The organism is Roseibium sp. AWQ4_254 (assembly GCF_056161025.1).
This window is the reverse complement of record NZ_JBSWYH010000013.1, coordinates 116,185-138,774: the sequence shown is the minus strand read 5'-3', so window position 1 is coordinate 138,774 and position 22,590 is coordinate 116,185. Positions and strand designations below refer to the sequence as shown.

Sequence of the window (22,590 nt, the reverse complement as noted above, 5' to 3'; positions counted from 1 at the left end):
TAGCGTCATTCCGGCGGTCACTCTCCTGATACATAGCGTAATTCCGGCGGCCACTCTCCTGAGCCTATGATGCGGGGTCGTAGCACACGCCCCAAGAGGGCTTAAAGGAGAGTGAACCCCGGAATGACGCTATGTATGAGATCAAAGAGTTAAAGTGAAAGGCAAGACTGTTTGTCTTCACAATAACGCGGCAGGTTCCAGCGTTCTGCCCGCCTAAGAAGCGTCAGCGCGCCTGGTCCAGAGTGCGCTTGCATTCCAGCAGTTCGAACAGGGTTGCCTGTAGCCGACGGATATCTTCCCGGGACACGGCGGCCTGCCCCACTCCCTGGGAGGCTTTATCGCCCCGCAAACGGTTGAGAATGTTCAGCCCACCAGTTTGAGAATGCGCCTGGGCGGCGTCCGGCCCGTCATCCGCCAGCACCCCGCTTGGCAAGGCGTCTGTGTGAGCCGGCATCTGTGAAGGCGCTGGGGCTACGGCCTCCTGGGCATCATTTGCCTGACTGGCCACGGCCTGGAGCGGCGAGGCGTCTTCCCGCCAGATCTGCATAACAAATCGCTGGCCCTGCTCCTTCAGGATGCGCTGGACACCCTTGATCGTATAGCCTTCGCCATAGAGCAAATGGCGAATGCCTTTCAGGAGCTCGACATCATCAGGACGGTAATAGCGCCGTCCGCCTCCCCGTTTCAGCGGCTTGATCTGGGAAAATCTGGTCTCCCAGAACCGGAGCACGTGCTGCGGCAAGTCCAGATCTTCTGCGACTTCGCTGATTGTTCGAAAGGCGTCCGGGCTTTTGTCCTGAGAGCTCATTCCGTTCCGATTACTTGCTTGCCTGTCCTGTCAGCGCATCATTGATCCGCTGTTTCAAAACGTTGGACGGCTTGAAAACCATCACACGGCGCGGTGAAATCGGTACTTCCTCGCCGGTCTTCGGATTGCGGCCTATGCGTTCCCCTTTGGAACGGACCACAAACGACCCGAAGCTCGACAATTTTACCGATTCTCCAGTCACAAGACAGTCTGAAATTTCAGAAAGTACACGTTCGACCAATTCTGACGATTCTGTGCGCGACAAGCCGACTTTTTGATAAACGGCTTCGCACAGATCCGCACGGGTAATAGTCCGATTGCCCATAACCCCTCCACAATGACGCCATTGATCTGGCTGATTTTGAAAGAGAACTTCAACGCAGGCGCTTACGGTATTGCCTCAAAGCGGGCCGGTCAACCGCAACTCTGCCTCAAGATCACATTTGTCGGAAAAACGCGTCCGGCGTGCTACCAGCGCAACAGAACCGAGCCCCAGGTAAACCCGCCGCCCATGGCCTCCAGCATCACAAGATCGTTCTTTTTGACACGTCCGTCCCGCACCGCCGTATCAAGGGCAAGGGGAATGGATGCGGCCGAGGTGTTGCCATGCAGTTGCACCGTCGTCACAACCTTTTCTGACGCAATTCCGAGCTTCTTTGCGCTGGCATCAATGATGCGCTTGTTAGCCTGATGCGGGATGAACCAGTCCAGATCGTCCGATGTCAGTCCCGTGGCCTTATAGGCATCTTCAATCACATCCGTGATCATGCCCACCGCATGTTTGAAGACTTCCCGGCCTTCCATGCGCAGGTACCCGACAGTCTGGGTAGAGGACGGCCCGCCATCTACATAAAGCTTGTCCTTGTGGCGCCCGTCGGAGCGCAGATGAGACGTCAGAACGCCACGGTCGCTGTTCAGGCCGGCCCCTTCGCTGCGCTCCAGAACCACGGCCCCAGCGCCATCGCCGAAGAGAACACAGGTCGTCCTGTCTTCCCAGTCCAGAATGCGCGAAAAGGTCTCCGCGCCAATCACCAGGCAGCGCCTGGACAGACCCGCCCGGATATAGGCATCCGCCGTGGTCATGGCATAGACGAACCCGGAGCAGACCGCCTGCACATCAAAAGCAAAGCCTTGGGTGATGCCCAGCCGGGCCTGCACGGTGACGGATGTGGCCGGAAAGGTGTTGTCCGGGGTCGCCGTCGCCAGAATGATGGTGTCGATCTCGCCCGCCTCGCGGCCGGCACTCTCAAGCGCCCGTTGCGCAGCCGCAAAAGCCAGATCGGAGGTCACTTCACCATCGGCAGCCACATGGCGCTGGCCAATTCCGGTGCGTTGAACGATCCAGTCATCGGAGGTGTCCACCATCCGGGCCAGATCACTGTTTGTCAGAATTTTCTCCGGCAAATAGCTGCCGCAGCCTGTCACGATTGAACGAATTACGCTCACAAATCACCTTCCACTGCCGGCCCGGCTTCTGCGAAGCGGCCACGATGGTAATGCACAAGATCCTGGGATATTTTTTGTGTCAGGTCGTTTTTCACCATGTCATAGGCCAGATCGATTGCAGACGCATAGCCTTCCGCATCCGTCCCGCCGTGGCTTTTGATCACGATGCCGTTCAGCCCCAGAAAGACGCCCCCATTGACCTTGCGCGGGTCCATTTTCTCCCGCAGCAAATCAAAGGCGCCCTTGGCGAACAGATAGCCTATTTTGGACATGAATGTCCGGTTCATGGCCGAACGCAGGTAACTGCCGATCTGTTTGGCCGTGCCTTCTGCCGTTTTCAGGGCAATGTTCCCGGCAAAGCCTTCCGTCACCACCACATCGACCGTGCCCTTGCCAAGGTCATCCCCTTCCACGAAGCCCGCATAGTCAAGTGAACGCAGCGGGGTTTCGCGCAGCAACCGGCCTGCCGTGCGCACTTCTTCCAAGCCTTTGACCTCTTCCACACCAATATTCAACAGGCCAACGCTCGGGCGCTGAATGCCAAACAGGGCCCGGGCCATGGCGCCGCCCAGAATCGCAAAATCGATCAGCTGCTGGGCATCGGCGCCAATGGTCGCCCCCACATCCAGAACAACCGACTCCCCACGCGTGGTCGGCCAGATGGCCGCAATGGCGGGGCGCTCGATATTGGCCATGGTGCGAAGGCAAAATTTTGACATCGCCATCAATGCACCGGTATTGCCGGCAGACACGGCAACCCGGGCATCCCCGGTTTTGACCGCTTCGATCGAGCGCCACATGCTGGAGCGCCAACGGCCCTGCCGCAGCGCCTGGCTGGGTTTGGTGTCCATTGCAATCGAGATGTCGCAATGATGCAGCTCCGAAGCCTCCCGGACACGCGGATATTGATCAAGAAGCGGGCGGATGACTTCCTCATTGCCATATAGCAGAAACCGGATATCCGGGTGGCGCACGAGTGCGATTTCCGCTCCGGGAATGACGACGTCTGCCCCGTTATCACCGCCCATGGCATCCAAGGAAATCGGAATTGTGTTCGCCATTCAAAAGGTCTTTTAACGTTTCGCTATTGCAGGCCTCACCGGATGGGACGCCCAGGAAGTACGGCCTTTTCCGGAGGGCCCGGATCGGGCGCGAACATAACGGTTTTGGTCCGGGTGACAACCGTTTTCATGAAGTCTTGCAGAACTGAATGTCAAAACCGGTCTGCAAAACTGACCTTGTACACATATTCCTTAGTCATTCGCTTTCCAAATCAGTCTTCGGCTTTGTCTTTCAACGCCTTCAGCGCCGCAAAGGGGGATGGCTCTGCTCCGCTGTCGTCTTCAACCTCGAGCTCTGCTTCCGTGCCCCCGCCGAATTCCGCTCCGGGCTTTCTGGGAAAGGTGTCGAGCGACAGGGCCAATTCCTCGCAGATGACAGCGCCGAGATCCAGAACGCCATCCATCATCACATCGGGCGGATCAAGAGAGTCCAGGTCAATTTCGATCTCACCGTCGTCATTCAGATCTTTGATCTTGCGGGGACGGCTGGACACGGGTTCAAACGTGCGGTCGACTTCCAGCGCAAGGTCCGTTTCAAACGGCTCCAGAGAGACAACACAGGTCTGCCGGATCCGGGCCTTGAGGGTTCCAACCACCCGAACCCCTTCCTTCCGGTAGGGCTTCAAGGTGAAGCGGGCTGCCAGAGCCGGAAGGCCCAGAAGGTCATAGGTGCTGGCGATATGCTTCAAGGCAGCTTCGTCCGGCTGAACCGTCAAGGTCTCGTCCTTGTCCACCACCCGCTTTGCCGTGACGGGAAAGGAATAGGGAAAGCTCTCTGCTGGGTTTGTCATTCTTGTTCTTTCTGCTTCATCTTTCATGCGTCTTCTGACGCCTTCAATGTGCGGGCATTAAGGGCGCGCAGCCGCATCTAAACAGGCGCTTTGGAAAAAGGGGCCGGATCGGGCCAGTCCAGTCCCCCTGACAAAAGGTCTGCGGCCGGCTGGCTGGACAAGCGGTCTGCGACCTCCAAGGTATAAAGCGCCAGACGCATTTGCGCGATGGGCTCTTCCTGCCCGGGAAAGAGGTTCCGGCCGATTGCCGCTGCCAGGGCGTCCGCGTTCCGAGCGTCAATGGCGGGCATATAGGCGTCAGCACGGCCATAAAAAGCCTCGCCCATCGCCTTGATCTTTTTCGGCACCCGGGTGTCACTTACGCCCATTTCGCGCAAGGAGGCGTCCATATCCTGGAAAAACAGGTCAAACACCTCCTGCGCAAACCCGGATGCCTCTGCGTCTTCACCGCGCATCCGGCGGAAATACATGACCGCATGCAGCACGATCAGGTCGAAACGCCCGTCGATCGTGTCGGGCACAAGAAAGTCTGTGTAAAACACCGGTTGCCGCGCTTGAGCCACGATTTCACAGTAGATCTTGTGCTCTGCGTCTCGGGACCGGCGGCGGAACAAGCCAAAAACCATCTCGGGTTCCTTGTAACTCAGGTGTTGCCTTGTGCCCTATCCCAAGATAGTGACTTTTAAAAGCAACGAAATTCAAGATAAGCCAGACAGGTCTGGCGAAACGGGACTTCTTAGATGAACCTCAAGGCAAGCGCCCTGTTCCTTCCGCTTCTGGCCACGCTGCCGCTTGGTGGCTGCTTCACCTCCACCTATACACATGGACATGTGGTCACCACTTCCATGCTCAACCAGGTGCAGGTCGGCTCCAGCCGCGAGCAGGTGGAACTGGTTCTCGGGTCCCCGTCGACTACGTCCAGCCTCAGCGGCGATGCTTATTATTATATCTCCCAGAAAACGGCGACCACCGCCTTTCTGGCCCCCGACATTGTCGAACAGCGCGTCGTTGCGATCTATTTCGACAAGGATGGCTATGTTCAGGACATCGGCAACTACACACTGGAAGACGGCAAGATTGTCGACATCGTCACCCGCAAGACCCGCACCGGCGGCGCTGATTACGGCTTCCTGACCCAGATCCTCCGCGGCGCCACAAACCCAAGCCTCGGGCTCTAAACCGGGGGGCAGCCCCCTCTCCCCTATCAAGGGGTTGGTTTGACCGGTGCGGGACGCAGTTGTGAGCTTTTTTGGATTTGCTGCTGAGTTTCTTCCAGCGGAATTGCAGCAAAAAGGGTCCCGACGGCTAGGACACTGCACCGGACAGAAAAGTTTTTCATTTTCGCAAAGTGGTTTAATACAGCGATCAGAGGTGGTCGCGCGGAAGAAGAAGCGTCGGCCGTTTGCCTCCTCAATGAAACCATAGGCCTCGTCGCGGAAGAGATCGGTCACCTTGCCCCTGGCCTTGCGGACATGGTCCTCCAGCTGCTGCTGGGCGGCGTTGAAGGCATCGCGGCCCCGCAACGAGGATGTCCTAGTGGGCATGGTTCCTGCCGTGCTCCCTGTTGACGACGATGGCCCGTTACGGCACCTGGATGTCGATGGCGCCCCTTTAGATATCGCCTTTCCGCCCGTGGTACTGCAGTGCTTCGACCGTTACCCGGCAGGCCGTGATACGGTCATGAAATTCTTCGAGCTTCTCGATCCGCTCGCGGATGTTTGCTTCCACATGCGGCGCCGGTTCAACACCGCGAAAGGTCACTTGAGGCTGCACCTGCACGGTCTTTGTCCCCATTGGAACGACGCGGGGTTGTCATCGTCGGCCAGTCGCGCTGGACTTTCATTGACGAAGGTCAACCGGTCTGTGCCGCCTCAGCCCAGTCAGGGCCAGATCGACGAGTTCGAAACTCCGGAAGCGCCTCGCCGCTTCGCGCCCCTCACGTGGCCGGACTTTGGCAAAGGCGCTGGTACGCGTTGGGTCGTAGCCCAGGCGAGATCAAGATGACATCCAGAAACTCCGCCTTTCGCAAAGCTGTTAAAAATATTGTGATCAAACTTACTTTTTGGTGGGTACTTTCTTTTTTGCAGTTTTTGTGGCCCCTCTTCGGCACCAGTATCGGCAACTTGGAGGGACAACCACAATGCCACTGAAATCGACACTTTCCGCAGCCGTTCTGGTCGCGGCGCTCGCGATGGGGCCGAGCCCTGCCTTTGCAGAAACAACCAAGGAATTGGTGGTAAGGGCGGTTACAGAATTGTTCGGACAGGGCGACCTTTCCGCGCTCGATCGTTATTGGGCCGAAGACTACATCCAGCACAATCCAGGACTGGCGTCGGGCCGTGATACGCTCAAGCAGGCTCTTGCCAACATGCCTGAGAACATGACCTACGAAATCGGAATGGTGATTACGGAAGGCAATCTTGTCGCCATTCACGGTCGATACTCCGGCTGGGGTCCGAAACCGATGATCGCCGTTGACATCTACCGGGTGGAAGACGGAAAGATCAAGGAACACTGGGATGTTTTGCAGGAAGAAGTGCTTGAAACCGCTTCTGGCAACCCCATGTTCTCGGCTCCGAACTGATACATGGCAAGTGATACAAGTCTCGGGACCGCCGGCAAACCGGCCGGGCCCGGGACACCCAAAGGGAGCAAGTCCTTACAATGAACAGGCGTTCGTTTCTGGCTTTCCTTTCCACGCTTTCCTTGCTCTGATCGGCAAGAAACGCTCATGCACAGCGCACACCTCAAGCGAGCGAGGGACCGTACTACCCGACCCGCGCGATGCGCTTTGCCGATGCCGACAACAACCTCATACGCATCACCGGCTTGGTTCGGGATGCCGGCGGTGAGGTGATGATCCTGAAAGGCCGCGTTCTCGGCCCCGATGGAAGCGCCGTCGGCGGGATACGAGTGGAAATCTGGCAATGCGAAACGAATGGCATATACCTACACACACGCGACAGAAATCGCGGCGGCTATGACGAGGCATTCCAGGGGTTTGGACATGTGACGACAGGCTCTGACAGCGCCTATGCCTTCCGGACCATCAAGCCAGCCGTCTACCCGGACGCAAGCCACATATTCACGTTAAGGTCTTTACCCAGGGCCGTGAGTTGACCCCCCAGTTCTATCTATCGGATCATCCGTTGAACGAACAAGACAGCGTCTATCGTCGACTGAGCGCAGACGAACGTGAGGCGGTCACCATGCGTTTTTCAGACGGGCCCGACGGACCGGAAGCAACGGTCAACATCCTGCTTTGACTGCAGAGCGGTCCGCTGCGGCAATCAATGCCGCTCCGTCAAAAGGCTCGTGTCCGGACGGGACTTGACGTGGACCCCGCCAATCACACGGTCTTTCTCCCTATTGGAACGACGCGAGTTCACCATGGCCGGCCAGTAGGCCAGAATTTCATTGACAAAGGTCAGCCGGTCCGTGCCGTCTCACCCAGGTTTGCCCTGGAGGTAGGGCACCGCGCCGTCCAAACCGATGCAGAGCGGCTTCGTGCGGAGCTTCAACGGCCGAATGCGCTATGAACTGCTCAACGAGGCCCTATTCCGCAACCTTGCCCATGCGCGTGCCGTGATCGGCGCCTGGGCGGCAGACGACAACACCGAGCCCCGCACACGGCCCTGGACTATCAGACACCGGCTGACTATGCACAGACCCTGACCTCCGCAATCGCCCACCACGCTACGCAAGATGAAAGCTCCACACGTCGGGCGATTGCTCAACCTGCGCCAATCGGCGTAAACACAAACCGGACTCCGGTCCCGGCTGGATGAAAGTTCAGTGGCAGGTCACCGGCTAACAATCAAGGCGGGTTCTCACTGAAAGGGCTAACCCGGTTCCAACTGCTGACAGTGCCCTCCACAGAGGTGGTTCCCGATGCAGTCTACGGTGTTCGTCCCAGAGATGGTGACGGATGCTGGACTGCAAAACACTGCAGTCCATATGACAGACCTGCTCCGCAAGAAAAGTCGGGCTACTTGTTTTTTGCTCCCGTCTCTGACTAACACTAGCGGTCCTGGGCAATACACACGCCAACCAAGCCAATGCGACTAAGGCATCGACGAAATGAAAGTATCTAACCGCAAAAGAACACTTGTAACCGGTGGAGCGGGTTTTCTTGGATCTCACCTGTGCGAACGCTTGTTGAAAGACGGGGCAGATGTCTTGTGCCTGGACAATCTTTATAGCAGCACCAAAGACAATATATCTCACTTGCTCTCCGACCCGCATTTCGAGTTTCAGAGGCATGACGTTACGTTTCCCATCTATGTAGAAGTCGATGAGATCTACAATCTTGCATGTCCCGCCTCTCCCGTTCACTATCAGCGCGATCCCGTCCAGACGACAAAGACAAGCGTGCATGGCGCAATCAACATGCTTGGACTGGCCAAACGAACGGGTGCGCGCATTTTCCAGGCTTCAACGAGCGAAGTTTATGGTGATCCGGAAGTTCATCCGCAAAGGGAGGACTATTGGGGCCGGGTCAATCCAATCGGCGTCCGCTCATGCTACGACGAGGGGAAGCGCTGTGCCGAAACCCTTTTTTTCGATTATCACCGCCAGCATGGCATGGACATCAAGGTCGCGCGAATCTTCAATACGTATGGCCCCCGAATGCACCCAAATGACGGACGGGTCGTCAGCAATTTCATCGTTCAGGCCCTGCAGGGCAAGGATCTCACCCTGTATGGAGACGGGCAGCAAACCCGCAGTTTCTGCTTTGTCGACGATTTGATTGAGGGCTTCGTTCGCCTTATGGCGACCCCCGCAGACACAACCGGCCCGGTCAATCTTGGCAATCCAGTTGAATTTACAATTCGGGAACTGGCGGAAACGGTTCTGGAGCTTGTTGGTGGACCTTCAAAGCTGGTGTTCCACCCGTTGCCGCACGATGACCCAAAACAACGGCAACCAGACATCTCACTTGCACGTCAGCATCTTGACTGGACCGCAGAAATCCAGCTCAAAGAAGGCTTGGAACGCACTATCGCCTATTTCAGGAACAGGTAGCTTGACATGATCCCCAGCGACGCACACGTCGTCATTGTAACGCCGGTCTACGAGGACTTTGACGCCAGCAGCCGCTTATTCATGGAGCTGCACTCGGAGTTCGGAGACCGCGTATATGTTGTTGCCGTTGATGACGGTTCCGTTCATCAGCCCCTTGATCGGTCTGGACTGGAGAAGGCTGGTGCACGGGGCGCTATCCTGAAGCTAAGACGCAACGTTGGCCATCAAAAAGCAATTGCCATAGGTCTTGGCTACGTTTCAGCGCATCTTCAGGATCACCAGCGCGTCGTTGTGATGGATTCTGATGGGGAAGACCTTCCCGGTTCTATCGGGAGTTTGCTGGCACAACTGCGTTCCGAAACTGTCGACGTTGTCGTTGCACGAAGAAAAAACAGGGTGGAGACGGCCCGTTTCAAAACATTCTACTCCATCTACAAACGGCTGTTTCGTTTGGTCACCGGCAGAACCATCAGCTTCGGAAATTTCATGGCCGTTTCGCCGCAAGGCGTAAAACGCCTTGCTTCAATGCCGGAAACCTCCATTCATGTTGCCTCTGCTGTTCTGGCCTCGAAGCTGCGCCTTCAGACATGTCCTCTTGACCGGGGTCCGCGATACGCCGGGAAATCGAAAATGAATTTCGTCGGCCTGGCTCTTCACGGTTTCAAGGGAATGATGGTCTTCGCAGAAGACGTTCTGGTGCGCGTTGGAATCGCCTCAGCATTGGTAGCTCTCTTGTCTGTTGCCGGTGGGGCGGCTGCGATCATTCTGAAAACCATCGGGTACTCAACACCGGGCTGGTTTTCCGTGGCCTTTGGTATCCTCGTTCTCATGTTCATGCAGACGGGTGTTCTCGCCCTGATGACCCTCATGCTCACAGGCGTCGTTCGCAGCGGCACTGTAACTTCAGAGCTGGACTACCGGGACTTTATCGACGAAATCCTGTTGGAAGAGAACACCAATCCGTCAGAAATCGCAAAGCAACCGTCGCAGCCTGTCGCCGTGTGATTTTTGAACCAGCCACACTCCGGACCGCATTCTCCGCAACAAGGCCAACTCATATTGAAAATTGTCTCCAGCCTTATCGCTACTTTGGCGTTTATTCTGTTCTTGCTGGGGGCCTATTGCCTGCACGTCTGGTATTTTCCAGTCAATGTCGTTTTCTATGCAGCGCTTGTTGACGCACTGATAGCGGCCTTTTTGGCTGCACTCCTCCTGTTCGGAAGCCACCTATGCGCCCGGCTCAGCACATTTGAGAAAAGCCAGCTTGTCGCAATCTGGCTGCTGGGTGGATATGCCTTTGCGATTTCTATCCCAACCGTGGTCGACCGTTCCCTGTCCTTCTACATTCTGGAAAAACTGGATCAAAGAGGCGGGGCTATCAGAGCCGACCGGTTCGAAGATGTCTTTACCAAGGAATATATGCACGAATACAGACTGGTGGACGTCCGGCTGACGGAACAGGAGGAATCCGGCACCATCGATATCAGGAACGGCTGTGTTGTTTTGACAGCCCGTGGCCGCAGGCTTGCCGCGATGAGCAGATTTTTCAGGACCCACCTGCTGCCCCCGCAACGGTTGTTGCGCGGTGAGTATACCGACGCTCTCACCGATCCATTCAAAAACAGTATCGAAGCTCCGGACTACACTTGCAACGCAGGCTCTGAGGAGGCCCAAGACTAAGCCTCTGGTGGTTCAGTTCTCCTCCGTGCGAACATGCATCGCGACAAGAGGAAAACCAATTTTATCAACGTTATACATAGCTCAGTTCCTTGCCCCCTCAAAAGCGGCCGGCCGGGCAGACGCCCGGCCGGATTTGCGTTTGTCAATGGGCCAGGATGGCCAGAAGCAGGAGGGCCATTATGTTGGTGATCTTGATCATGGGGTTCACGGCTGGCCCGGCTGTATCCTTGTAAGGATCGCCGACCGTGTCGCCGGTCACCGAGGCCTTGTGGGCCTCCCCGCCTTTTTGATGGGTCACACCGTCCTTGTCGGTGAAGCCGTCTTCAAACGACTTCTTGGCGTTATCCCAGGCGCCGCCACCGGCGGTCATGGAGATGGCCACGAAGAGGCCGGTGACGATCACTCCGAGCAGCATGGCCCCCAGGGCGGCAAAGGCATCGGCCGGGGTTGCCACCGCGCGCACCACATAGAAGACGACGATGGGCGACAGGACCGGCAGCAGCGAGGGAATGATCATTTCCCGGATCGCAGCCTTGGTCAACATGTCCACCGCCCGGCCGTAATCCGGCCGTTCCGTGCCCTGCATGATGCCCGGCTTTTCCTTAAACTGGCGCCGGACCTCCTCCACCACGGCCCCGGCAGCCCGCCCGACGGCGGTCATGGAAATACCGCCGAAGAGATAGGGCAGCAGGCCACCAAACAGGAGACCGGCCACCACATAGGGGTTGGAAAGAGAAAACAGGGTATCCACATTGATCCCCGCGAAGATCGACCCCTCTTCAGCGGTGCTGGAAAAGTATTTCAGATCCTCCGTATAGGCAGCAAAGAGCACCAGCGCCCCGAGCCCTGCCGAGCCGATGGCATAGCCCTTTGTAACCGCCTTGGTGGTGTTGCCGACCGCATCCAGCGCGTCCGTGGTCGTACGCACTTCGTCCGGCAATTCGGCCATTTCCGCAATGCCCCCGGCATTATCGGTGACCGGACCGAAGGCATCAAGCGCCACCACCATGCCCGCAAGGGCCAGCATCGTGGTCACCGCAATGGCAATGCCGAACAACCCGGCAAAGCTGTAGGTCACCAGAATCCCGGCAATGATGATGATGGCGGGCAATGCCGTGGCCTCCAGCGAGACCGCGAGCCCCTGGATCACATTGGTGCCGTGGCCGGTGACCGAGGCCTGGGCAATGGAGCGGACCGGCCGGTATTCCGTGCCAGTGTAATACTCCGTCACCCAGATGATCAGCCCGGTGACAACCAGACCGGCCAGACCGCAGATGAAGAGGTCAAACCCGCTGAAAGTGGTGCCGCCGGATGTGGTGTATTCGGTGCCGCCTCCAAGCCAGCCGAACACAATCACGGCCAGGGCGACGGCGGAAAGCACCGCTGTAGCGATAAAGCCCTTGTAGAGCGCCCCCATGATGGAATTGTTCACGCCCAGCTTGACGAAAAACGTTCCGATGATGGACGTCACCACACAGCTGGCGCCGATTAACAGCGGTAGCAGCATCAGATCCGTTGCCTGGGTTCCGGTGAAGAAGATCGAGGCCAGAACCATGGTGGCCACGACAGTCACCGCATAGGTTTCAAACAGATCCGCAGCCATGCCCGCACAGTCGCCGACATTGTCACCCACATTGTCGGCAATGGTGGCCGGATTGCGCGGATCATCTTCAGGAATGCCCGCTTCCACCTTGCCGACCAGATCACCGCCGACATCAGCGCCCTTGGTGAAGATGCCCCCGCCAAGACGGGCGAAGATGGAAATCAGGGAAGCCCCGAAGCCCAGGGCCACGAGCGCGTCGATCACGGTCCGGTCGGTGGCCTGGTAGCCCATCACTCCCGTCAGCAGCGCATAGTAGACGGCGACCCCCAACAGCGCGAGGCCGGCAACCAAAAGGCCGGTGACGGCACCGGCCTTGAACGCAATTTCCAGCCCTGCCCCGAGGCTTTGGCTGGCGGCCTGGGCCGTGCGCACATTGGCGCGGACCGAGACCATCATTCCGATGTAGCCGGCTGCTCCGGACAGAACTGCCCCAATGGCAAACCCGATGGCCGCCGGACCGGACAATAGGATCCAGGCCAGAACGAACACAACCGCTCCGACAATGGCGATGGTTGTATACTGACGGTTGAGATAGGCACCGGCGCCTTCCTGAATCGCTTCTGCGATTTCCCGCATACGGGCATTGCCCGCATCCGCCGCCATGACGGACTGAATGGCCCAGGCGCCATAGGCGATGGACAAGAGGCCACAAACAATGATGACAACAAGCTCGATCATGCTTCCTCCCAGAGCTGCGGCGGACTGATTTCATTGTATTTTTGGCCGCCTGACTGCACTTCACGGCCATTCCCTGACGTGAAGACCCACACGATAGCAGCAAAGCAGCTTGGCTCGTCAAGCTCTCCCATCGTTTAATTTTTAAATTACGCTACGTAATTTATTTGATGCACCGCAGTAAATATGCTGCACCAGCGAGGGCTTTTTTCGAGAATGCTTTAACCGGTTGTAACGCCTCGTCTTTCAGCCAAAACGAGCCAGACAAGAAGTCCTGTGCACAGCACAACAAACGGGAAAACCAGCATGTTGACGGCGAACCAGCCAAACGCATTCAACAGGGCCCCGGAGGAAAAAGAAGCGGCTGCAACACAGCCAAAGACGAGAAAATCATTGACCGCCTGCACCAGATTGCGCTCTTCGGGCCGGTAGGTATCGGTCAGCATGGCGGTTGCGCCGATAAAACCGAAATTCCAGCCGAGCCCCAACAGGATCAGTGCGCCCCAGAAATGCGCCAGGTCAATGCCGGTCAGCGCCACCGCAGAGCAACCGGCAAGCAATGCCAGGCCAATGGCAACAATCCGTTCCTTGCCAAACCGCGTGATCAGGCCACCGGTGAAAAAGCTAGGCCCGAACATGGCCAGCACATGCCACTGAATGCCAAGCGCCGCCTGTGTTTCGGAAAAACCGCAACCGATCATAGCCAAAGGCGTTGCGGTCATGACCAGGCTCATGAGCGCATAGGAGCAGATCCCGCAGGCGGCCGCCACACCAAAGCGGGGCTGCAGCATGATCTCCTTGAGCGGACGGCCTCCAGCCTGGACCCGGGACTGGCGGGGCGGCTTCGGAATCTTGACAAAGGCGACGAGGCACAGGGCCGCCAGCGCCAGTCCGGCCTGTGCCAGATAGGTCCCGGCAAACAGCAGCGGGGCAAACAGGTCCTTGGTGGCAATGACCGTTTGCGGACCAACCACCCCGGCCAGAACGCCCCCGGCCAGCACCCAGGAGATGGCTTTGGGCTTGAACGCGTCACTGGCCGTATCAGCGGCGGCAAATCGGTATTGCTGGACAAAAGCGCCGGCAATACCGCCCAGGCAGCAGGCCAGGGCAAACAGGACAAACTGATCCAGATAAACCGCAAAGGCGGCCAGTAGGCCGGACCAGATCCCCAGGAAAGCAGCCCCGGTGAACCCGGCCCGGCGGCCGAAGCGGCGCATGATCATGCCCGCCGGAATGGTGCCAAAGGCGGTGCCGAGAACCATCGCGGAGACCGGCAGGGTTGCCAGGGACTTGTCGTCCTCCAACATCATGTAGCCGACGAGCGGCCCGGTCGCGATCACGATGGATGCAGATGCCCCGCCCAGCGCCTGGGCAAGAGCCAAAAGAACGGCATTGCGTTTGGCAAGACGGTCATCGACAAAAGGAGTCTCAACAGAGGAAGCCTGTGCAGCGGTCATTTTGGGATCAGCTTTCGGGGTTGGCCAAGAGAAGCAGCGGCGTCGCAGTCAGATCGCCAGCAGGACATGCCCTAGCATGACGCGAAGCTCTCTTGAAAGGAAAGACTTTGACCCGGACGCGTCACGCTGTCCGGACTCCGCCGCTGGCGAAAGCCGCGTTCATCGCGTCTTTCTTTCGCTGCCTGACATCAAACATGCCAGCTCAAAAGACAAAATGGTTTGGTACCAAACAAAGGTGGCACGCTTTAGAAATGCGTAAACCCGCCGTCTTCACCGGTCTTAACAGGATGCCCGTCCTGCAGCAGCGAAACCTCTCCCGGCCCGTCCGTCACACAGCCAATGGCGGCCATATCGCAGCCAAGCGCGAAGGCCTTGCGCTGGAACTCTGCCGAGACATCAGCAGGCACCGTTGCCAGAATTTCGTAGTCATCGCCGCCATTCAGACAATTTGCGAAGATCCCGGCCGCACGGGTTCTGAGCGCGCGCAGGGCATCGGACAGCGGAACTTTTTCCATATGGATCTCAAGCCCGGCGCCAGAGGCCTGCGCCATATGCCTGCTGTCGGCCAGCAACCCGTCCGAAACATCCATGGCTGCGGTGGCATGGGTGCGCAACAGATCCGCCAGACATTGCCGGGGCCGGGGCAGCAAATACCGGTCGAGAATATGCTGCTCCTCCTGCGCGGTGAGCCCGTTTTCGCGGCATAGAAGCGGATCCAGGCGGGCCAGAAGCCCCGCAGCCGCATCGCCAATGGTTCCCGACACGAAGAGCACATCCCCCGGCCGGGCCCCGGAACGGCGCACGGCCTGCCCCGCCTCCACTTCCCCAAGCGCGGTGACGGAAATCTGCAGGCCGTTTGAAGAACGGATGGTGTCCCCGCCCAGAAGCGTGATGTTATAGGCCGCCTGATCCGCCGTCAGCCCCAGGCAGAACCGGCGCAGCCAGTCCTCCGTCCAGTCCTCGGGCAAGGCCAGGCCGAGCAGATAGCCCCGGGCACGGGCGCCCTTGGCAGCCAGATCGGACAGGTTTACCCTAAGGGCCTTGGCCGCGATGGCCTCGGGCGCATCATTTTCAAAAAAATGAACATTGGCGGCCAGCAGGTCCTTGGTCAGAACCAGCTCGCATCCGGGCGCGGGTGCCAGAACGGCTGCATCATCGCTCAAGCCAAGGCTGCCCGGCTCCCCGGCCAGAGGCGCAAAATACGCCTTGATCAGTTCAAACTCCCCGGGGCGCCCTTCAGCCATGATCAGCTGATACCATCCGCCTTGCCATCATCCAGCTCTGCGTCGCGCAGTTCATGGGCCAGCCGGTCCAGAACCCCGTTGACCAGACCCGGTTCGTCATCTTCGAAAAACGCTTTGGTCACGTCGATATATTCGGAAATGATGACCTTGGCCGGAACATCCTTGCGGCGCAGCAGCTCATAAGACCCGGACCGCAAGATGGCGCGCAGGAGACTGTCGATCCGCTTCAGCGGCCAGTCTTCCGTCAGCGCCGTGTGGATATAGGGATCCAGGAATTTCTGATCCTGAACCACCCCGGCCAGAATTTGCTTGAACCATTGCTCGTCCGCGTCGCGGTATTGTGCGCCGTCGATTTCCTTGCCGAGGCGAAAGGCGGTGAATTCGCTGACCACACTGGTCAGGGGCGCTCCGCCCACATCCATCTGGTAAAGGGCCTGCACGGCGGCCAGCCGCGCAACACCGCGCTTGTTGGCAGGGCGCACAGTCTTAGCCTGGTTCTCCGGGTCGGCTTTTCCGGTCATGCTCTCTTAAACTCCAAGCCGTTCACGCAGGGCGATCATGTCAAGCGCCGCCCTTGCCGCTGCGCCGCCCTTGTTCTTGTCGCCCACTTTTGCGCGGGCCCAGGCCTGGTCGCTGTTTTCAACGGTCAAAATACCGTTGCCAACCGCAAGATCCGCATCGACGATCAGGTCCATGATGACCCGGTTCGACTCGTTGGCGACAATGTCGTAATGGGTGGTTTCGCCGCGGATGACCACACCCAGCAGCACAAAACCGTCGTAAAGCTCACCGTCATTTTCCATCGCCGTCATGGCCATGGACAGTGCCGCCGGGATTTCCAGAACGCCCGGAACGGCGATCCGGTCAAAGCGCGCACCCGCAGCCTCGATTTCCTGGACCGCACCTTCGGCGAGGGCATCGGCGAGATCCTCATAGAAGCGGGCTTCAATGATCAGCAGTTTCGGTGCAGCGCTCATGTGTCATGATATCCTATTCAGGGCCGCGACAGGAACCACGTCCGTCCCGGTTTGTCCAGTCTCAATCCTGCAGGGCAGCCAGAACCTGACAGTATGCTTACCGCATCAACTGGCGCGCTCTGCCTGCGCTCTGGCCGGTTGGTCACTGGTGGTGCGTTGTCCCCTACCCGGCTTTAGGGAATTCCGCAAGCCGCGCCGCGTAGCGAGCCATCATATCCACTTCCAGATTGACGCTGTCTCCGGTCTGGCGCGCGGACCACGTGGTCACATCCAGCGTGTGCGGAATGAGAAAGACCGAAAACAGCGTACCGTCCACCTCATTGACCGTCAGCGAAGTGCCATCAAGGGCCACGGAGCCCTTCCTGGCGATGAAGGGGGCTGCCTCTCGCGGCGCCTCGAACTGGAAATAGACAGATTGCGGATGATCCTGCCGTTTGACGACCCGCGCCAGCCCGTCCACATGGCCCAGCACCAGATGGCCGCCCAGCTCCGCACCCAGGGTTAGGGAGCGTTCCAGATTGAGTTTCTGGCCGGTTTTCCACTGCGATACATTTGTCAACGCCAGCGTTTCCGCTGCGCTTTCAACCTCGAACCAGTTGCCATCGGCTGTATTCTCCTTGGCGGTCACCGTATGGCAGACACCCTGGCAGGAAATTGAGGCGCCAATGTCGAAGGTCTGTGTGTCATAGGAGGTTTTGATCCGCGTGCGCTGTCCCACCGGGATGGGGTCAATGGAGAGGATTTCGCCGAGATCGGTCACAATGCCGGTAAACATGTCAGGCTTCCCGCCGTCTGAGATAAATGTAGGTGTCGGAGCCGAAATGCCCGGCGTCGATCCGTTTAAATTTGGGGTCGGCGCATACATCCGCAAGGCTCATGCCGTGCAAGGCAGAGATGCCGCCAGCGCCGATGGTCGTGTCTCCGGTCACCACGCACAGATCGTCCACGAGGTCCGCAGCGAGAAAAGCAGACGCCATGCGTGCGCCGCCCTCGACCATAACCCGCGTGATGCCCCGTGTCGCCAGGGCGCCCAGAAGGATGGCCGGGTCGATGGACGTCTCTGCCGCCGGCACACGGATCACATTGACGCCAGCCGCCGCCAGCAGCGCCAGCTTGTCCGGGTCCGCATCATTGCCGCTGATCAGCCAGACCGGCACATCCGCACAGGTTCGCACAAGTTTCGAGTCAAGCGGAAGGCGCGCACAGCGGTCGACGACGACGCGCACCGGCGATCGTTCAGACAGTCCCGGCAGGCGGCAGGTCAACTGGGGATCATCGGCAAGGGCTGTGCCCGAACCCACCAGAATGGCATCATACTCGGCCCGGAACCCGTGCACCTTGCGCATGGAGAGCGGTCCTGAAATGCGGACCTGCCCCTCCCCCGCCCGGCCGATATAGCCATCTTTCGAGGCGGCAAATTTCAAGAACACCTGCGGACGCTGCTTCAGCTGGCGCAGGGCAAACCCGGTGTAAAGAGCCCGTATCCGGGCCTCCCGGACCCCAACCGTAACCTCAATTCCGGCCTCGCGCAGCATCGCCACGCCCCGGCCCGCGACACGCGGGTTAGGGTCCAGCATACCGACAACGACCCGCTTGACGCCCGCCTTGATCAGCGCCAGGGAACAGGGCGGCGTGCGGCCATAGTGGGAACAGGGTTCAAGCGTGACATAGCACGTTGCCCCCGCCGCAAGGGCCCCGGCCTGGCGCAGGGCATTGACCTCCGCATGGGCAAGCCCGGGCCGCGAAGTCACACCGCGTCCGGCCAGAACCGGCGTTCCGCTATCCGTGCGCACGATGAGGGCCGCAACAGAAGGGTTCGGCCAGACCCGGCCAAGCCCCCTCCGGGCAAGACGTTCTGCGGCGGCCATGAAACGGCTGTCAATCGTGTCCTGAAGCGGCATGAAGGTCCGATACTACTCTTCGCTCAGCGGTTCTCTTCGAGATCCTCGGAATCGCTGAGTTCATCCAGCAGCGCTTCGAAATCCCTGGCCTCGCGGAAATTCTTGTAAACGGAGGCAAAGCGCACATAGGCCACATCATCGATGGCCTTCAGCCCTTCCATGACGTGGTTTCCGATGGTTTCTGCCGTGATTTCACTTTCGCCCGCGCTTTCCAGCTGGCGGACAATGCCGCTGACCATGCGCTCAATCCGGTCCGGATCAACCGGCCGCTTGCGCACGGCAATCTGAACGGAGCGCATCAGCTTTTCCCGATCGAACGGCACCCGGCGGCCGGAGCGTTTGAGCACCATCAGCTCGCGCAGCTGAACCCGCTCGAACGTTGTAAAGCGGCCGCCGCAGGTGTTGCAGATCCTGCGGCGGCGGATGGCTGTGTTGTCCTCGGTGGGGCGGGAATCCTTGACCTGGGTTTCCTCACCCCCGCAAAACGGACATCTCATGTTTCAAAGCTCCTGAGCGAGCCGGCTATGATCATTCCCCGTAGATCGGGAACCGGGCTGTCAGTGCTTCTACCTTGGCTTTAACGGCCGCTTCAACCGCCGCATTGCCCTCTTCACTGTCTGCGGCTTTCAAACCGTCCAAAACTTCCGTGATCAGGGAGGCCACTTCGCGGAATTCGGCAACGCCGAAGCCCCGTGTGGTGGCCGCAGGGGTGCCAAGGCGCACGCCGGAGGTCACAAAGGGCTTTTCCGGGTCAAACGGAATGCCGTTCTTGTTGCAGGTGATGTTGGCACGGCCAAGCGCCTTTTCGGCAATCTTGCCGGTTGCGTTTTTCGGGCGCAGATCCACAAGCATCAGGTGATTGTCCGTGCCGCCGGACACGATATCGAAGCCGTTTTCCTTCAGCGCTTCGGCCAGGGCCTTGGCATTCTCGGCAACCGCGCGGGCATAGGCCTTGAAGTCCGGCTGAAGCGCTTCCTTGAAGGCCACCGCCTTGGCGGCAATCACATGCATGAGCGGCCCGCCCTGAAGGCCCGGGAAGACAGCAGAATTGACCTTTTTGGCAATCACCTCGTCATTGGTCAGGATCAGGCCGCCGCGCGGTCCGCGCAAGGATTTGTGCGTGGTGCTGGTGACCACATGGGCATGGGGCACCGGAGAAGGATGCACGCCGCCGGCCACAAGCCCGGCAATATGGGCCATGTCGACCATAAGATAAGCCCCGACACTGTCGGCAATCTCGCGAAACTTCTTCCAGTCCCAGATGCGGGAATAGGCGGTGCCGCCCGCCAGGATCAGCTTCGGCTTGTGTTCATGGGCCAGGCGCTCGATCTCTTCCATGTCGAGCAGATGATCGTCTTCGCGAACACCATAGGAGACCACGTTGAACCATTTTCCGGACATGTTGACCGGCGAGCCGTGGGTCAGGTGACCACCCGAATTCAGGTCAAGGCCCATGAAGGTGTCGCCCGGCTGCAGCAGCGCCAGGAACACGGCCTGGTTCATCTGGGAACCGGAATTGGGCTGGACATTGGCAAACTGGCAGCCGAACAGTTCCTTGGCCCGCTCAATGGCCAGCGTTTCGGCGATATCGGCGAATTCGCAGCCACCATAGTAGCGCTTGCCCGGATAGCCTTCGGCATATTTGTTGGTGAAGATCGAGCCCTGCGCTTCCAGAACGGCGCGCGAGACGATGTTTTCAGACGCAATCAGCTCGATTTCATGCTGCTGCCGCCCCAGTTCCTTTTCAATGGTGCCGAAAATATCCGCATCGGCCTCGGCAAGACTGCGGGTGAAGAAACCGGAAGAAGACGGGCCGGAGCTTTCCATCAAAGACATCGCATGATCCTTGTGTTCAGATACGGGGCACCGGACCCCGGCTCCGCACCCGGTTTGCTGGGGGCGCCCGCCGGGCGGCAACATGGCGCGAGGACTTAACACAGCCCCTCAGAAGAACCAAGAGGCATAGCGACGCGGCCGACTTTGATTGCGACACTTGCGGGCGCATTGGGCGCCTTTGGAGCCAATGATTCCGGTTCGGCAGCGCAATCAAGATATCAATAAAGGTTCGGATCCGCCTGTTGCGCGCTCTGGGCGGCGACTTGCTCAATGCGCCGCTGCAGCTTGCGCACCGCAATGCGCCTGAGATCCGTCTGGGCGGCGGAGGCCGGACCGAAGGTGGAGACTTCAATGCCGGTCGCCGCGTCGATCGCGGTGACTTTCACCTGCTGACCGATCGGATGAAATTCAAGATAGATCTCGCCCGGCCGCGGCTCGCGACTCATGCTGTTACTCCGGCTTTGCTTTGCCCCAAAAAGCCACGAAACGCCGAACTGATCAAGACCGGCGTTTCTAGAAGAGCTCGATAGACCCGTCTTGGCTTTACAGGCGGGCTTGGCTTCCGGTCCCGGACAGATCGTCCCGGTTATAGATGTCTTCGCGGAAGTGAACCACACCGTCCGCATTGGCCCAGGCCGTCACATAGGTCAGGTAAAGCGGAATGGTTTTTTTCAGCTTCACGTCTTCCCGCTCTCCGGTCCGGATGACTTCATCCACCCGCGACCGGTCCCAGTCCGGCGTGGTCGACTGCAGCAGCCAGGTTACCAGCTCGCGCACGTTTTGAACCCGGACACAACCGGAGGAATGGAAGCGGTAGCCTTCGCCGAACAGGGTCTTGGACGGCGTGTCGTGAAGATAGACCTGATGCTTGTTGTGGAAATTGATCCGCACCGAGCCGAGAGAGTTTTCCGCACCCGGGTCCTGAGTGAAGCGGTACTGTGTCGCTTCATCGGTGTTCCAGTCGATCTGCTGCCAGGACAGTTCGTTGCCGCTCCAGTCGAAGATGCGGATGTTATTCTTGGCCAGATATTGCGGGTCTTCCTTCATCTTCGGGATCAGGTCCTTGCGGATGATGGAAACCGGAACCGTCCAGTAGGGATTGAAATTCAGTTCGTAGATCTTGCTGTTCAGGATCGGGGTCTGCCGGTCAATCTTGCCGACTACCGCCGTATGGCGGGAGCGGACCCGGCCGTTTTCCACAGCCTCGATCTCGGCAGCCGGGATATTGACCATCACATAGCGGTCGCCCAGGAAGCTTGACATGGACTTGACGCGGACCAGATTGGTTTCCAGCTGGCGCAGCCGCACATCCGCCGGGATGTTGAGCGCCTTGACTGTATCCTCGCCCATGACCCCGTCCGGGATCAGGCCGTGGCGCAGCTGAAACCGCCGCAAGCCCGCATCCACATAGGAATCGAACGTATCGGAGAGGCCGGCCTGCTGCTCCAGATCGCCAGACACCATCAGGCGGCGGCGCAATTCCACAACGCGCGGGTCGCGCACCCCGATGCGCAGGGCTTTGCCGCCCCCGCTCACAGTCCCCCAGCCCCCCGCCTGGACAATCCGCTGGTAGCGGTCAATGGCGACAGCCATATAGTCGGCGGTTTGCGGCGACAGGGTCGGCGCGGACGACTTTACTTCGGTAATGTGGTCTGTGGCGATATCAAAATTGTCGGTCCACTCAACGTTCTGGCGGTTCTGCTGCAGCGATTGCAGCGCGGTCTGGGCGCTTGCAGACAGGGTTCCGGCCAAAAGGGCTCCTAGTCCCATGGCGCAAACGCTCAAAAACGTTTTTCCCGTCCTCTTTCCGGAGAGGGGATGTGTCCCGGATTGTCCGGCTGCAAGGTGCATTGCCAACCTCTTTCGCTGCGCCTTCAACATTGTCTTCTCATCGTTCAGGCCGATTTAGCACACGGCATAGGGCCGATCTATCTTCGGGGTGCCCCGAGCGTCAACCTTGTCTTGTAACGAATGGGCCTTAACAAATCGCATGATTTTTTAACCATGCCAGGGCCACCAGCGCTGAACAGGCCATTTTTTTGTGACCACAAAATGTCGGTTGCCCTCGCGAAGCAGCAGACACCAA

Annotated in this window: 23 protein-coding genes and 2 pseudogenes; 7 read left to right on the top strand and 18 right to left on the bottom strand. The window is 58.8% G+C overall.

What is annotated here, in order from left to right:
• Positions 1-223: 223 nt before the first annotated feature.
• From ACXAIC_RS12165 to ACXAIC_RS12140, 6 genes are all read right to left on the bottom strand, one after another.
• Positions 224-808 carry a MerR family transcriptional regulator gene (locus tag ACXAIC_RS12165; protein WP_475178741.1) on the bottom strand — a complete coding sequence of 195 codons (585 nt, stop codon included), beginning with the start codon at positions 806-808 and terminating at the stop codon, positions 224-226.
• A gap of 10 nt (positions 809-818) precedes the next feature.
• Positions 819-1,133: an integration host factor subunit alpha gene (locus ACXAIC_RS12160; RefSeq protein WP_023003819.1), complete on the bottom strand. Its 315-nt coding sequence runs from the start codon at positions 1,131-1,133 to the stop codon at positions 819-821.
• 143 nt (positions 1,134-1,276) lie between these two features.
• On the bottom strand, positions 1,277-2,254 hold the full coding sequence (locus ACXAIC_RS12155) for a beta-ketoacyl-ACP synthase III (protein ID WP_475178738.1): 978 nt from the start codon (positions 2,252-2,254) through the stop codon (positions 1,277-1,279).
• On the bottom strand, positions 2,251-3,315 hold the full coding sequence (plsX, locus tag ACXAIC_RS12150) for a phosphate acyltransferase PlsX (RefSeq protein WP_475178736.1): 1,065 nt from the start codon (positions 3,313-3,315) through the stop codon (positions 2,251-2,253). Before plsX ends, ACXAIC_RS12155 begins: the two co-directional genes overlap by 4 nt.
• Before the next feature lie 212 nt (positions 3,316-3,527).
• Positions 3,528-4,106, bottom strand: a complete 579-nt coding sequence (locus ACXAIC_RS12145) for a YceD family protein (RefSeq protein WP_475178732.1) — start codon at positions 4,104-4,106, stop codon at positions 3,528-3,530.
• Positions 4,107-4,183: 77 nt separating this feature from the next.
• A complete protein-coding gene (locus ACXAIC_RS12140; RefSeq protein ID WP_475178730.1) occupies positions 4,184-4,732 on the bottom strand; it encodes a ubiquinol-cytochrome C chaperone family protein in 549 nt (182 codons plus the stop codon).
• Positions 4,733-4,846: 114 nt separating this feature from the next.
• On the opposite strand from ACXAIC_RS12140, the gene ACXAIC_RS12135 reads away from it, so the two are divergent.
• Positions 4,847-5,284, top strand: coding sequence for an outer membrane protein assembly factor BamE (locus ACXAIC_RS12135; protein WP_475178728.1), 438 nt, complete (start codon positions 4,847-4,849; stop codon positions 5,282-5,284).
• Positions 5,285-5,717: 433 nt separating this feature from the next.
• Here the strand turns inward: ACXAIC_RS12135 and ACXAIC_RS12130 are convergent, their stop codons facing one another.
• Positions 5,718-5,885 (bottom strand): HPF/RaiA family ribosome-associated protein, encoded by a 168-nt coding sequence (locus ACXAIC_RS12130; RefSeq protein WP_475178726.1) that lies wholly within the window; start codon positions 5,883-5,885, stop codon positions 5,718-5,720.
• A gap of 361 nt (positions 5,886-6,246) precedes the next feature.
• Between ACXAIC_RS12130 and ACXAIC_RS12125 the strand changes: the two genes are divergently transcribed.
• The 6 genes and pseudogenes from ACXAIC_RS12125 (at position 6,247) to ACXAIC_RS12100 (ending at position 10,811) form a co-directional block, all read left to right on the top strand.
• Complete coding sequence (locus tag ACXAIC_RS12125; RefSeq protein ID WP_475178722.1) at positions 6,247-6,690, top strand: nuclear transport factor 2 family protein; 444 nt, start codon at positions 6,247-6,249, stop codon at positions 6,688-6,690.
• Positions 6,691-6,875: 185 nt separating this feature from the next.
• Positions 6,876-7,226, top strand: a pseudogene (locus tag ACXAIC_RS12120) (dioxygenase family protein); the annotation flags it as partial.
• Between the two features lie 357 nt (positions 7,227-7,583).
• Positions 7,584-7,894, top strand: a pseudogene (locus ACXAIC_RS12115) (integrase core domain-containing protein); the annotation flags it as partial.
• 292 nt (positions 7,895-8,186) lie between these two features.
• Complete coding sequence (locus tag ACXAIC_RS12110; RefSeq protein ID WP_475178718.1) at positions 8,187-9,131, top strand: UDP-glucuronic acid decarboxylase family protein; 945 nt, start codon at positions 8,187-8,189, stop codon at positions 9,129-9,131.
• 6 nt (positions 9,132-9,137) lie between these two features.
• Positions 9,138-10,136, top strand: a complete 999-nt coding sequence (locus ACXAIC_RS12105; protein ID WP_475178715.1) for a glycosyltransferase — start codon at positions 9,138-9,140, stop codon at positions 10,134-10,136.
• 54 nt (positions 10,137-10,190) lie between these two features.
• Positions 10,191-10,811 carry a hypothetical protein gene (locus tag ACXAIC_RS12100; RefSeq protein ID WP_475178711.1) on the top strand — a complete coding sequence of 207 codons (621 nt, stop codon included), beginning with the start codon at positions 10,191-10,193 and terminating at the stop codon, positions 10,809-10,811.
• Between the two features lie 142 nt (positions 10,812-10,953).
• On the opposite strand, the gene ACXAIC_RS12095 is transcribed toward ACXAIC_RS12100, so the two are convergent.
• The 11 genes from ACXAIC_RS12095 to ACXAIC_RS12045 form a co-directional block, all read right to left on the bottom strand.
• Positions 10,954-13,092, bottom strand: coding sequence for a sodium-translocating pyrophosphatase (locus ACXAIC_RS12095; RefSeq protein ID WP_475178706.1), 2,139 nt, complete (start codon positions 13,090-13,092; stop codon positions 10,954-10,956).
• Positions 13,093-13,310: 218 nt separating this feature from the next.
• Positions 13,311-14,546 carry an MFS transporter gene (locus ACXAIC_RS12090; protein WP_475178704.1) on the bottom strand — a complete coding sequence of 412 codons (1,236 nt, stop codon included), beginning with the start codon at positions 14,544-14,546 and terminating at the stop codon, positions 13,311-13,313.
• Positions 14,547-14,791: 245 nt separating this feature from the next.
• Positions 14,792-15,790 (bottom strand): thiamine-phosphate kinase, encoded by a 999-nt coding sequence (gene thiL / locus ACXAIC_RS12085; RefSeq protein ID WP_475178701.1) that lies wholly within the window; start codon positions 15,788-15,790, stop codon positions 14,792-14,794.
• A gap of 2 nt (positions 15,791-15,792) precedes the next feature.
• A complete protein-coding gene (gene nusB / locus ACXAIC_RS12080) occupies positions 15,793-16,311 on the bottom strand; it encodes a transcription antitermination factor NusB (RefSeq protein WP_475178696.1) in 519 nt (172 codons plus the stop codon).
• A 6-nt stretch (positions 16,312-16,317) separates the two neighbouring features.
• Positions 16,318-16,767 carry a 6,7-dimethyl-8-ribityllumazine synthase gene (gene ribH / locus ACXAIC_RS12075; protein ID WP_475178691.1) on the bottom strand — a complete coding sequence of 150 codons (450 nt, stop codon included), beginning with the start codon at positions 16,765-16,767 and terminating at the stop codon, positions 16,318-16,320.
• A gap of 163 nt (positions 16,768-16,930) precedes the next feature.
• Positions 16,931-17,542, bottom strand: coding sequence for a riboflavin synthase (locus tag ACXAIC_RS12070; protein ID WP_475178687.1), 612 nt, complete (start codon positions 17,540-17,542; stop codon positions 16,931-16,933).
• Between the two features lies 1 nt (position 17,543).
• A complete protein-coding gene (ribD, locus tag ACXAIC_RS12065; protein WP_475178683.1) occupies positions 17,544-18,668 on the bottom strand; it encodes a bifunctional diaminohydroxyphosphoribosylaminopyrimidine deaminase/5-amino-6-(5-phosphoribosylamino)uracil reductase RibD in 1,125 nt (374 codons plus the stop codon).
• A gap of 23 nt (positions 18,669-18,691) precedes the next feature.
• Positions 18,692-19,165: a transcriptional regulator NrdR gene (gene nrdR, locus ACXAIC_RS12060; RefSeq protein ID WP_475178681.1), complete on the bottom strand. Its 474-nt coding sequence runs from the start codon at positions 19,163-19,165 to the stop codon at positions 18,692-18,694.
• Between the two features lie 31 nt (positions 19,166-19,196).
• Entirely contained in the window at positions 19,197-20,504 is a 1,308-nt protein-coding gene (gene glyA / locus ACXAIC_RS12055) for a serine hydroxymethyltransferase (RefSeq protein ID WP_475178676.1), read from the bottom strand.
• A gap of 218 nt (positions 20,505-20,722) precedes the next feature.
• Entirely contained in the window at positions 20,723-20,950 is a 228-nt protein-coding gene (locus ACXAIC_RS12050; protein WP_475178674.1) for a DUF6898 family protein, read from the bottom strand.
• 97 nt (positions 20,951-21,047) lie between these two features.
• The gene (locus ACXAIC_RS12045) at positions 21,048-22,274 is read right to left on the bottom strand and encodes a L,D-transpeptidase family protein (RefSeq protein WP_475178670.1); all 1,227 of its coding nucleotides are present in this window, start codon (positions 22,272-22,274) and stop codon (positions 21,048-21,050) included.
• Positions 22,275-22,590 lie beyond the last annotated feature (316 nt).